Source organism: Belliella marina, from assembly GCF_042682445.1.
Classification (GTDB): domain Bacteria; phylum Bacteroidota; class Bacteroidia; order Cytophagales; family Cyclobacteriaceae; genus Belliella; species Belliella marina.
The window spans coordinates 77,096-88,793 of record NZ_JBHUHR010000048.1 but is presented as its reverse complement, the minus strand read 5'-3'; the positions used below and the strand labels follow the sequence as shown (position 1 = coordinate 88,793).

9 protein-coding genes are annotated in these 11,698 nt (G+C 40.0%); 5 read left to right on the top strand and 4 right to left on the bottom strand.

Annotation, left to right across the window (positions count from 1 at the left end; genetic code table 11):
• The 3 genes from ACFSKL_RS21595 (at position 1) to ACFSKL_RS21585 (ending at position 3,509) form a co-directional block, all read left to right on the top strand.
• Entirely contained in the window at positions 1-612 is a 612-nt protein-coding gene (locus ACFSKL_RS21595) for a MiaE family protein (protein WP_376889255.1), read from the top strand.
• A 124-nt stretch (positions 613-736) separates the two neighbouring features.
• Positions 737-1,981 (top strand): ABC transporter permease, encoded by a 1,245-nt coding sequence (locus ACFSKL_RS21590; protein WP_376889254.1) that lies wholly within the window; start codon positions 737-739, stop codon positions 1,979-1,981.
• Between the two features lies 1 nt (position 1,982).
• Positions 1,983-3,509, top strand: a complete 1,527-nt coding sequence (locus ACFSKL_RS21585; RefSeq protein WP_376889252.1) for an ATP-binding cassette domain-containing protein — start codon at positions 1,983-1,985, stop codon at positions 3,507-3,509.
• An 11-nt stretch (positions 3,510-3,520) separates the two neighbouring features.
• On the opposite strand, the gene mtaB is transcribed toward ACFSKL_RS21585, so the two are convergent.
• Positions 3,521-4,840: a tRNA (N(6)-L-threonylcarbamoyladenosine(37)-C(2))-methylthiotransferase MtaB gene (mtaB, locus tag ACFSKL_RS21580; protein WP_376889251.1), complete on the bottom strand. Its 1,320-nt coding sequence runs from the start codon at positions 4,838-4,840 to the stop codon at positions 3,521-3,523.
• A gap of 235 nt (positions 4,841-5,075) precedes the next feature.
• Between mtaB and ACFSKL_RS21575 the strand changes: the two genes are divergently transcribed.
• Positions 5,076-7,238, top strand: coding sequence for a glutamine synthetase III family protein (locus ACFSKL_RS21575; RefSeq protein ID WP_376889249.1), 2,163 nt, complete (start codon positions 5,076-5,078; stop codon positions 7,236-7,238).
• A 108-nt stretch (positions 7,239-7,346) separates the two neighbouring features.
• Positions 7,347-8,423 (top strand): LacI family DNA-binding transcriptional regulator, encoded by a 1,077-nt coding sequence (locus tag ACFSKL_RS21570; RefSeq protein WP_376889247.1) that lies wholly within the window; start codon positions 7,347-7,349, stop codon positions 8,421-8,423.
• A 497-nt stretch (positions 8,424-8,920) separates the two neighbouring features.
• Here ACFSKL_RS21570 and ACFSKL_RS21565 read toward each other — a convergent pair whose 3' ends face one another.
• From ACFSKL_RS21565 to ACFSKL_RS21555, 3 genes are all read right to left on the bottom strand, one after another.
• A complete protein-coding gene (locus tag ACFSKL_RS21565; RefSeq protein WP_376889246.1) occupies positions 8,921-10,156 on the bottom strand; it encodes an ROK family protein in 1,236 nt (411 codons plus the stop codon).
• Between the two features lie 154 nt (positions 10,157-10,310).
• Complete coding sequence (locus ACFSKL_RS21560; RefSeq protein ID WP_376889244.1) at positions 10,311-11,210, bottom strand: HAEPLYID family protein; 900 nt, start codon at positions 11,208-11,210, stop codon at positions 10,311-10,313.
• A gap of 105 nt (positions 11,211-11,315) precedes the next feature.
• Entirely contained in the window at positions 11,316-11,690 is a 375-nt protein-coding gene (locus tag ACFSKL_RS21555) for a hypothetical protein (RefSeq protein ID WP_376889242.1), read from the bottom strand.
• Positions 11,691-11,698 lie beyond the last annotated feature (8 nt).

Genomic DNA, 11,698 nt, shown 5'->3' with positions numbered 1-11,698 from the left:
ATGAATTGGGAGGAAAGTACAAAACAAAAGATGCTTCATCTGCAGCTGCCTACCGATCCGAGGTGGGTGAATATTGCTGAAATGAATATAGGGGAAATACTGGTTGACCATGCTTATTGTGAGCAAAAAGCAGCCTCTTCGTGTATATCATTGATTGTTAACTTTTACGATTTTAAAGAAGTGACGGAAGTGCTGACACCTGTAGTGGCAGAGGAGTGGGGGCATTTTGAAAGGGTCTTGGAGCATATGGAAAAAAGAGGGTATAAGCTGTCCAAGCCCAGGAAAGACGAATATGTAATCAAGCTCAGCGAATTTGTGAAAAAGGGCGGGAGTAGGCCACAGCAATTGTCAGAGCTCTTGCTGATGAATGCATTGATAGAGGCAAGAAGTTGTGAGCGATTCAAACTACTTTCGAACCAAATCAAGGATGAAGAGCTGAAACGGTTTTATTATGAATTGATGGTTTCTGAGGCAGGGCATTATGTTAACTTTATAGAGCTGGCCAGGGAAATCCACAACAAAGAGCTTGTAAACGAAAGATGGAAAGAATGGCTGGCGTATGAGGCAGAGGTAATCCGCAATCTCGAAATTAGAGCAGATCGCATGCATTGAGTTGTTTGGAGATGTTTTCGAAAAAAAAAAAATGAATGATTTCTGTGGCATTTGGATAAATTCCATCATATTAATCGTGATAAAAGTAAAATTTTAATGAATACTGTTCTAATTTGAACATTTTATGAATCTGATCGAAAACATAAAAGAAGCACTGAGATCTGTAAAGATAAATTTGCTTCGGACAATACTTACTGGTACTATTATAGCCATCGGGATAACTTCTTTGGTGGGAATGTTGACAGCAATAGATGCCATAAAAGCACAGATTGAAGATAGCTTTTCGGGTTTGGGGGCAAACAATTTTGACATCAGGTCTAGGGGATTTTCTGGAGGTAGGGCAGTCCAAGATGGCAAAACTGAGAAGTCTTACCCACTGGTCAAGTACAGAGATGCACAAGCCTTCAAAAAGGAATTTTCGGGCATAGGTTTGTCTACCGTATATTCTACATTGTCTGGAGCAGTAGAAGTGAAGAGAGGTTCGAAAAAAACAAATCCAAATGTTAGGGTTACGGCAGTAGATGATCTGTATTTTTTGATCAAGGGTATCAAGATAGAGAAGGGCAGGAATTTCAGTAATACAGAAGTTGAATATGGTACAAATGTCTGTGTAGTTGGGAAAGAAATGGTGGATTTGCTATTCGGAAAGGATGAAAATGCGATGAACCAACAAATTTCATTTTTTGGAAATAGGTACACGATTATCGGGGTATTGGAAAAACAAGGTAGTATAGGAGGTGGCTCTGGTGCAGATAGGGCTGTATTCATTCCTGTCGAAAATGGGAGTAGGCTGGATGTAAGAGGTACTTTTCGCTACACCATCACCGCAAGCGGTTCCAATCCTGTCAACCTTCAATACGAGATGGGACAGGCTACAGGGATCATGCGTAAAATCAGGCAAGACGGTATCGGAGAGGATGATTCTTTTGAAATTACCAAAAGCCAGACTGTCGGTGAAAGTTTGGAAGAGGTAGCTGGATACTTGAGGATTGGAGGATTTACGATAGGTTTTATCACCTTGGTTGGGGCATCTATTGGGCTGATGAATATCATGATGGTTTCCGTGACAGAAAGAACGAGGGAAATAGGGATCCGGAAAGCACTTGGGGCAACTCCACTGAGGATTCGGCAACAGTTTTTGATCGAAGCCATCGTCATCTGTTTGATAGGAGGGGTTTTTGGGGTGTTTTTGGGTATTGGTATTGGGAATGTCGTGGCCAACGCCATTGGTCCTGGAGGGTTTTTGATACCATGGTTATGGATTATGGTTTCATTTGTGATCTGTGTATTTGTAGGGCTTTCTTCCGGTTATATCCCTGCTTTCAAGGCAAGTAAATTGGATCCCATAGAATCATTGCGTTACGAATAGGATGGCTGAGGGTGCAGAGGGTGTGTTTTTATCAATGAGCCAAGTTGGAGTAAGGCGTCTGGATAGTGTCTTGTTTCAGGGCCTGGATTTTTTGATGTGCAATGGTGAGAATTGGGCGATCATCAGTTCTTCAGGTGTTGAGAAAACTGGTTTTTTGGATACAATTTTAGGTAAGACAGTCGTTTTTTCCGGCAAGATCAGCTTCGATTTTGCTGAACTATACAGAAAAGAAAAAACCGAAAAAAGCCAAATCAACAGCTATAGGGATTTGGTAGCTTTTGTGTCCCAAAAATACACTTTCACCAATAAGGACAATCTCCAAAACTTTTATTACCAGCAGCGCTTCAATTCCACGGAATCAGACACAACTTATACTGTCAAAGAATACCTTGGTAATGTTGAGTCTAAAATAGCTGGATATTGGGACTTGGAGAAGGTTATGGACTTATTGGATTTGGAAGTGTTACAAAACGAATCCCTTCTCAAACTATCCAATGGAGAAACGAGAAGGCTTGCCATTGCGGAAGCTTTGCTGAAGAATCCAAGGTTGTTTCTGATGGATGAGCCAATGACAGGCCTGGATAGGGAAACAAGATTGCTCTTTGATGTTATTCTCAGAAAAATTGTAGACTCGGGAACCCAGCTTATCATAGCAACCAAAGCGGAAGAGATCCCTGAAGTTGTAACCCATGTTGGTGTTTTGCAGGATGGCAAACTCCTGAGGATGGAGAAACATCAATTCAAGGAGCAACTGAAAGAAGACCCCGAAAAGCATATCAACCATTTTGACCTGGAGAAATTGGATTCCTTGATTCAGATGAACCCAATCCAAAGTTATCATCAATTGGTTCTTATGAAACAAGTCTCGGTTGCTTATGGTCAAAAGATGATTTTGGAGGGAGTGGATTGGGAAATCAAACAAGGTGAGTGCTGGTCTCTCAAGGGGCACAATGGTGCTGGGAAATCAACCTTGATCAGCCTGATGATCGGTGAGAATCCACAGGCTTATGCCAATGATATCATATTGTTTGACAGGAAAAGAGGGACAGGGGAGACGATTTGGGATATCAAAAAGCGGGTTGGTTTTGTTTCTCCTGAGCTGTCCAGATTCTTTCCCAGAAACCAAACCTGCCTCAAAGTGGTGCTGTCAGGATTGTTTGATACCATGGGTTTGTTCAAAAAAGTGAGCCAAGAACAGGAGAAACTGGGTATGGATTGGCTTGGGCTTTTTAGGGTTTCACAGGTATCAGGTTTGTTGTTTCATCAAGTCCCTTTGGAAACGCAGCGGTTTTGCCTCTTGGCAAGGGCATTGATCAAATCACCGGCACTATTGATTTTGGATGAGGCAACACAAGGAATGGACGAAGATCAGGGGTTATTGTTTAGGGACGCATTGAACCATATAGGGAATCATCCATTGCTGTCTATGGTCTTTGTAAGCCATTACGAACATGAAATCCCCAAAATCATCAAGAAAGAAATAGTACTAAAGGACGGGAAGGTATTCGGGCTGAATGTCAGAACCTGAAACCCTTTTTTTTAGTGTTTTTCGTAGACCAATTCCGGTTCTGAGACTTCTACTGTCCCTTTTTCGTTTATCTCTTTTAAAGTGACTGTTTTCAGTTCGTTGATCAAGATAGGGTCGTATTTGGCTGAAACCCGGATGTAGTTTTCTGTAAATCCGTGCATTTTCCCATCTTCCACATCGTCTTCGAAGAGTACTGTAAAAGTATTTCCCAGATTTTCTTCGTAAAACTTCCTTCGCTTTTTCTCGGAAAGAATCCTGAGCATCTTAGATCTTTCATTTCTGATTTTCATGGGTACTACACCATCCATTTCAGTGGCGCGGGTGTTGGCTCTTTCCGAATAGGTGAATACATGGAGATAGGAAATATCCAGGTCATTGAGAAAATTATATGTTTCCAAGAACAATTCATCCGTTTCTCCCGGAAAGCCTACAATGACATCTACCCCAATACAGCAGTGAGGCATGAGTTGTTTTATCTTGCTTACCCTATCTTCATACAATTCGCGCAAATACCTCCTACCCATTTTTCTCAAAATCTGGTTGCTTCCGGATTGTAGGGGGATATGGAAATGCGGAACAAACCTCTTGGAAGTGGAAACGAATTCAATTGTTTCGTTGGTCAATAGGTTAGGTTCGATCGATGAGATTCTAAACCTTTCTATCCCCTCAACCTCGTCTATGGCTTTTACCAGATCTATGAATCTTTCTTCCCTTTTGCCTTCCTGTATCCCAAAGTCACCGATATTGACACCTGTGAGGACGACTTCCTTCACGTCTGTTGACGCTATTTCCCTTGCAGACTTCAGGATGTTTTCAGTGCTGTCGCTCCTGCTTTTGCCCCTTGCCAATGGAATGGTGCAAAATGCACAGCCATAATTGCAGCCATCTTGGACTTTCAAGAAGGTCCTTGTCCTATCATGCATGGAGAAGGCATTGTTGAAAACAGTAGCATCTTGGATTTCCGAAGCCAGTACTTTGGTTTCTTGCGCTTTTGCAAAGCCATCGAGCAATTCTATGAGTCTAAATTTTTCAGCAGCACCCAAAACAGCGTCTACGCCTTTTATTTCGGCGATTTCGGTTGGCTTGAGTTGTGCATAGCAACCTATGATCGTTACGTAGGAGTTTGGGGATATCTTTTTTGCCTCTTTGACGATTTTTTTACATTTCTTATCGGCATTCTCGGTGACAGAGCAGGTGTTGATGATGAAAATATCCGGATTTTCTTCAAATTCGACTTTCTGATAACCCTTGTTCTCAAACATCCTGCTGATAGTAGAAGTCTCAGAGTAGTTTAATTTACAGCCTAAAGTATAGAATGCTACTTTTTTCACGATGATTCCTTTGTATATTAAGGGTGCAAAGTTAATTATTTAACTCAGGTTTTTCAATTTTCTAATAATTTAACCCAAAAGCACTTTAAACTGGGTTGGTTTCTTAAAATCCACCCTCTTTTTTTGAAAATACTGTATTTATTTCGAAAAATTGGTGTAAAAATCAGCTAATTGCTTTTAAATTCATATAATTTTCTATTTTTGTGACTACAAAATCAAACCACTTATTGTAGAAATGGCAACTTTAAGACAAAAAGCGCTTTTACTTGCGCAAAACAGACCAAGCGTAACGGCAACTCCACCTTCGCTAAAGATTTCAGATTACTATGGAGTAAATGTTTTTGGAACGAAACAAATGAAAGAATCTTTGGCGCCTTCAGTTTACAAGAAGGTAGTCGAAGCGATTGAAAAAGGTTCTAAAATTGACCCAAACACAGCAGAAGAGGTATCATCTGCAATCAAAACTTGGGCGTTGGGAAAAGGTGTGACGCATTACACGCACTGGTTTCAGCCATTGACTGGTTCTACGGCAGAGAAGCATGATGCGTTTTTTGATGCGCATGCGGGCATAGAAAAGTTCAAGGGTTCGGCTTTGGTTCAGCAGGAGCCAGATGCTTCATCTTTCCCGAATGGAGGGATTCGTTCTACTTTTGAGGCAAGAGGTTATACTGCATGGGATCCTTCTTCCCCTATTTTTATATTTGGCAACACACTTTGTATTCCAACGATTTTCGTTGCGTATACTGGTGAGGCTTTGGATTATAAAACTCCTCTTTTGAAATCAATCGAGGCTATCAATGATGCTTCTGTTGCTATCTGTCAGTTGTTTGACAGAAATGTGAAAAAAATCACCCCTTCTTTGGGTGTTGAGCAAGAGTACTTTGTGATCGACAAAGCATTGTTTGCAACAAGACCTGACTTGGTAATGGCAGGTAGATCGGTATTTGGACACAATCCTGCAAGAGGCCAACAATTGGAAGACCATTATTTTGGTACAATTCCAACCAGAGTGAAGGAATATATGATGGATTTCGAGATAGAAGCCCTCAAATTGGGTATACCTGTCTCTACCCGTCACAATGAAGTAGCTCCAGGGCAATTTGAAGTGGCTCCACTTTTTGAAGAAATCAACAAAGCAGTGGATCACAACCAATTGTTGATGGATGTGATGGACAAAGTCGCTGAAAAGCATGATCTGAAAGTGTTGTTCCATGAAAAACCTTTCGCTGGTGTGAATGGCTCAGGAAAGCACAACAACTGGTCATTGATCACCGACACTGGTGTGAACCTTTTCCAACCAAGCAATTCTGCAAGGGAAAACCTTCAGTTCCTGACTTTCTTGGTAGCAACAGTGAAAGCGGTATATGATTATGCAGACTTGTTGAGAGCGAGTATTGCTTCTGCCGGAAATGACTATAGATTGGGTGCAAACGAAGCTCCTCCAGCTATTATTTCTGTATTCTTGGGTTCTACACTTTCGGGTGTTCTTGATGAATTGGAGAAGAACGGAAACATCAAGATAGAAAAAGGAGATAACATGTATATGAAATTGGGAATTTCCAAAATTCCTGAGATCATCTTGGACAATACAGATAGAAACAGGACATCTCCATTTGCATTTACAGGTAACAAATTTGAGTTTAGGGCAGTAGGTTCCCAAGCGAATTCTGCTGGACCAATGACTGTCTTGAACGTAATCGTAGCAGAGACTTTGAAGCAACTTGCCAAAGACATCGATAAAGAAATGTCTTCCGGCAAAGAAAAGAAAATCGCTATTGTGAATGTGTTGAGAAAATACATCAAGGATAGCAAAAAAGTGAGATTTGAAGGAGATGGATATTCAGAAGAGTGGGAAAAAGAAGCTGCAAAACGTGGTCTTTCCAACTTGAAAAGTACTCCGTTTGCGTTGGATACTTATTTGGATAAGAAATCTATCGATGTATTCTCTAAGCACAATGTCCTTTCCAACGTAGAATTGCATGCAAGACATGAGATCATGCTTGAAAATTATATCAAGAAAGTACAGATTGAGTCTAGGGTAATGGGTGATCTTGCCTTGAACCATATCATTCCAACAGCAATCCTTTATCAAAATAAATTGATAGAGAATGCCAATGGACTTCAGGGGCTTGGCTTGGATAATACTGCAGCCATCGAGACGATCAAGGATGTTAGCCGTCATTTGGAATCATTGAAATCAAATGTAAACCAAATGATCGAAGCAAGGAAAAAACTCAATAAAGAGGATGATATCGTCAAAAGAGCAAAAGGCTACAGCACTGATGTCAAGGAGGCATTCTTTGACAAGATCAGATATGCAGTAGATAAATTGGAGCTTTTGGTAGATGATGAATCTTGGCCATTGGTGAAGTATAGAGAAATGTTATTTATCAAATAATAATACTACTACTATTTTAATATATAGGAAGGCCACATATTCGGCCTTCCTTTTTTTTTGGAAATGTACCATTGGATTTAGCTAAAAATTTTAGCTAAAATATTTTTTTTGGCGGTAGATTTGCATTCTTTTTATGGGATTATTGAAGTTATTATGAAAAAAAAGAAAATCTCCATTAAAGATATCGCCAAGGAGTTGGGGGTTTCTATAACGACGGTGTCATTTATCATCAATGGTAAAGCCAAGGAGAAGAGGATCAGTGATGCCATGATCAAAATGGTCGAGGATTATGTGGCAAAAATCGGATACCGCCCAAACCATTTGGCCCAAAGCCTGAGGTCGGGAAAGTCAAAGGTGATTGTCTTTATGGTAGAGGATATTTCCAATTCCTTTTTCTCCACCATTGCTAGGCTGATCGAAGAAAAAGCTTTTGATAATGGCTACAAAATCATCTATTGCAGCACAGAAAATGAAGCCAAAAAAGCGATAGAGTTGATAGAAACATTTAAAAGCAGAAATGTTGATGGGTTTATCATCACACCGACACTTGGCCTGGAATCCCAAATCAAAAATCTGCTTTCGGAAAATTTTGGTGTTATCCTTTTCGATAGATGGATTCCTTCATTGGATTGCAGCCATGTGATAGTGGAGAATGAAAAAAGTTGCTTTGAAGGAACCAAGCATTTGATAGATAACGGCTGTAAGAGAATAGCTTTTATAACTTTGGAATCTGACCAAACCCAAATGAAAGATCGGTTGCTAGGTTACCAGAGGGCTATGGGTTCTTTTGGCTTGGATCCTTTGGTGTTTGAAGAGCCCTTTCATACATCTTCTGAAGAATTTATGGGTGATCAAATCATGGATTTCCTGAAAATCCATGAAGATGTGGATGCTGTGTTTTTTGCGACAAATTATCTGGCCTTTGAAGGGTTGCATGCATTCAGAAAGTTAGACAAGAGGATTCCTGATGATTTGCAAGTCTTGTCATTTGACGATCATTTCTTTTTTGGGCTTTACCAGCCAAGTATATCTGCCATCGCGCAGCCAATAGAATTGATAGCGGAGACCTTGATGGAAGGGATACTCAATCAGCTCAATTCAAAAATACCCAATCAGAGTACCAGAGTTGAATTGCCAAATCAATTGATACAAAGAAAGTCAACCTTGAAAAAACACATGGATTAGCGAAATTGGAAGTTTCGTTTGATTGGGTTTGAAGAGACCTTTCAGGTTTGAGGATTGCTGAAAATTAGAGGTAGACTATTTTTAATGTTTTGCAACAATTTTACAGGTCGCTCCTATGGAGCTTCATTGCTTCTTGCATTTTATTTTGCTACAAACGGTTAGTCCCGATGGTACAATAGCTCTGTAGAAGCTTACTGTTTGTAGCAATTAAATAATGAAATAGCGTAATAAAGCTCCTGCGGAGCGACCTGTTTTTCCAATAAATCCAAAATTGAAAAATATGATTATCCGCAATGACAGCAGTAGTTAAATTATGTGTATGAAGATCATACGGATAATTGTCAACTACACCACGGCGCATGAGTGTCGATGGTTCACACTTGTGTCGTGGCGTAGTTGACTTGCTTTGGAAACAATATGGATACATTATTTCAAATGGCTACTGGTAAGAAAGCGGATATACATATTGAAAAATATCACATCCATACAACAATGAATTAGGATTGGATAATATCCTCAAAGATCTTTTCATTGACTACAGCAACACCACCCAGCAGACCTACTTCCCTGCCTAATTTGTAAAGGGCAATTTCGGTGTTTTCCCTGGATTTGGCCATACTGTAAATGTTCAAAGCTTGATGTATCGGCGTAGTGAGGTAATGTTTGGCCTCAGCGATAATCCCACCTAAGATAATCAATTTCGGGTTTAGCAACTGGATAAGGATAGAGATCCCCCTTCCCAGGTCAAGTCCAGCCTGACTCAGGATGGTGATGGCTCTTTGGTCTCCGGAAAGTGCTGCATTTACCACCAGTTCAGGGGTGATTTCTTTTTCACGGGCCATTCTTCCCATGATAGACTCCATGTCTGTCACAAGGGCTTCTTTCGCTTTTCTGACAATTGCCGTCCCTGACGCAATGGAATCCAAGCACCCCTTTTTTCCACAAGAACAGATGACATCCGAAGATTCAAAGATGGGAGAGTGGCTGAATTCACCTGCAAAGCCAGAAGCTCCCTGATAGATTTTTCCATCAATCATGATCCCCAAACCGATACCCCATCCGATAAAAATGCCCAATACATCCTTATATCCTTCATTATGCCCAAATTTGAATTCAGCCAAAGTCATGGCTCTAGCGTCATTTTCCAAAAATACTTTCTTGGCCAGCCTTTGTTCAAATTTGGAGACCAGGTCATGCTGGTCAAAATTGAGATAGGTGTGGTTGATTCCATTGACAGAATCGATCATGCCTGGCATGGATATCCCAACTGCTATGATCTTATCATTCTCATAATTGGAACTTTTGATGACTTCTTCCAAAAAATCACTGATCTTGTCAAAAGTCTCTTTTTCATTGTTGAGCTTGATCTTGAGAGTATAGGTTTCGGAGACAGCTTCATTGTTGCTGGCATAAATAGCAGCAGTGGTATTGAACTTGTTGATGTCTACAGATAAAATGTAAAAGGATCCATCCGCTAGTCTATAAAGATCTGGTTTTCTTCCTCCTTGGGATTGGGCCCTTCCATCCTTCACGATCTCTCCTGACTTGATCAAGTCAGTCAGGAGTGAATTTACAGTAGGTAAGCTGATCCCTACTTCATTGCAAATCTCACCTGCTGTATTGCTCCCCTTGGTATAGAGATTCTTGATTAACTTAATTTTATTGATGTAATTTTTTATTTCTACAACGCCTTCTTTTGATTCTAAAGACTTCTTTGGGTCGATTAAGTTCATAGGTTTGTTTTTGATTGTTTGAATATAAAAAAAATCAATCAAATCTTTCCGGCTTAACTGATAATATCATAAATGAAGGCTCAAAATTTATCAATTATTAAGGTATTGTCAGCGCGTATTGATCAGTTTTATGATTTTTTTAGCAAGAAACTGCTCAGTGGAAGGTTTTGAAGCCAGGTTCGTAGATGATTCTGATAAAAGAACTCATGCTCTTGTCATTGCCACTTACCGGTATCCCCGTTACGATACCAACCATAAGATTCTCTGCCAACCCGACCCTCATTTGCGGTCTCAATACACCAATAAACTCATTGTTATGGAATTCTTTGTTAAATTCCAATCCGATGAAATTCCTGGTTCCAGGGATCATATAATGGAAATTGGAATGGATCTCGTATGAAAATTCAGATTTGTGGTTGAACTCCTTCAGAATCCTCGGTCCCGTATATATCAATGTATGGTAATTGCTCCCCCATCTTTTTGCTGCGATGAAAAAGGGGTTGAAGATATTTCCATTGAAGATTTCCCCGTTTCCAAGTTTGTTGAGATCTACAAACTCAAATTCATGTATATAACCTACCGCCAATGAGGTTTTTGCTTTTTCAGAAACCAAAAAAGACCATTGGGTGGCTAGTTTTAAGGATTCGACTCGGTTTGATGGTTTTTCCAGATTTTGGGATAAATCACCTCTTGAGGAAAACAATGTAACAGGGACTTCAATCTCGAAACCAAGCCTGTCTATCGGCGCCCATTCGTATTCCACCAAAAGTTCATATTCGTCGAAACCTCTTTTGTCGGTCATCCCTGCCCCAACATTCCATTCTTTTTCACCTTTACGGGCTCCTAAGTCACGAATCAAATCAATATAGAGAGGTTCTGCATGGAGCACTTTTGGCTTTTGTCTTGGTTTGGTTTCTTCAAACTCAGCCAAGAATATGCTGTCAAGCTGAATCCGTTCTTGTTTGACACTGTCTTGTTCTGTTACTTGTGAGTAGGTATTTATTGAATTGCAAAGCAAAATGCACAGCATGATGCCTTTCAAAATAGTTTTCATAAGGTGATTTGTTAATCGGATTGTTTGAATAAAATTGCATATTGAATGGCAATGCCAATCGTTTTTGCACATTTGTAAGTCTGAATAGTAAGTTTAAAAATACCCCTAAACCTCAGGAGGTGGGGAACAGACTTCCTTTGATCTGCCAATCACACAGTAGTCATGGCTGTTTATCCAGTCATTGGCTACCAATGAAGCGTGAATGCAGGTCTTTGTTTCAATTTCCGGGTATGCTAATTTGATATCCTTTATTTTTCTTTTTTCATTGGGTACTTCAGTATCCGGTATGATCTCATCATCCATCTCAAAAATAAACTCCACAATGATCTCAGCCAATGTGTCAATCGGGTCTAGGTAATATGAGTCTGTCGAATTGGAATATGTTCCGCAATAAAAATTGGCGGTAAGATTGATAAAATTTATAATCAACAGGTAATTTACCCACTTGATCAATATGTTTTTATGCAATTTTCTAAACATAAGGCAAA

What these genes read in the sequence shown, in the direction of transcription:
- ACFSKL_RS21590 (WP_376889254.1), top strand. Translation starts at nt 737, where the DNA reads ATGAATCTGATCGAAAACATAAAAGAAGCACTGAGATCTGTAAAGATA.
- ACFSKL_RS21565 (WP_376889246.1), bottom strand. Translation starts at nt 10,156, where the DNA reads ATGAACTTAATCGACCCAAAGAAGTCTTTAGAATCAAAAGAAGGCGTT.
- ACFSKL_RS21575 (WP_376889249.1), top strand. Translation starts at nt 5,076, where the DNA reads ATGGCAACTTTAAGACAAAAAGCGCTTTTACTTGCGCAAAACAGACCA.
- ACFSKL_RS21555 (WP_376889242.1), bottom strand. Translation starts at nt 11,690, where the DNA reads ATGTTTAGAAAATTGCATAAAAACATATTGATCAAGTGGGTAAATTAC.
- ACFSKL_RS21585 (WP_376889252.1), top strand. Translation starts at nt 1,983, where the DNA reads ATGGCTGAGGGTGCAGAGGGTGTGTTTTTATCAATGAGCCAAGTTGGA.
- ACFSKL_RS21595 (WP_376889255.1), top strand. Translation starts at nt 1, where the DNA reads ATGAATTGGGAGGAAAGTACAAAACAAAAGATGCTTCATCTGCAGCTG.
- ACFSKL_RS21560 (WP_376889244.1), bottom strand. Translation starts at nt 11,210, where the DNA reads ATGAAAACTATTTTGAAAGGCATCATGCTGTGCATTTTGCTTTGCAAT.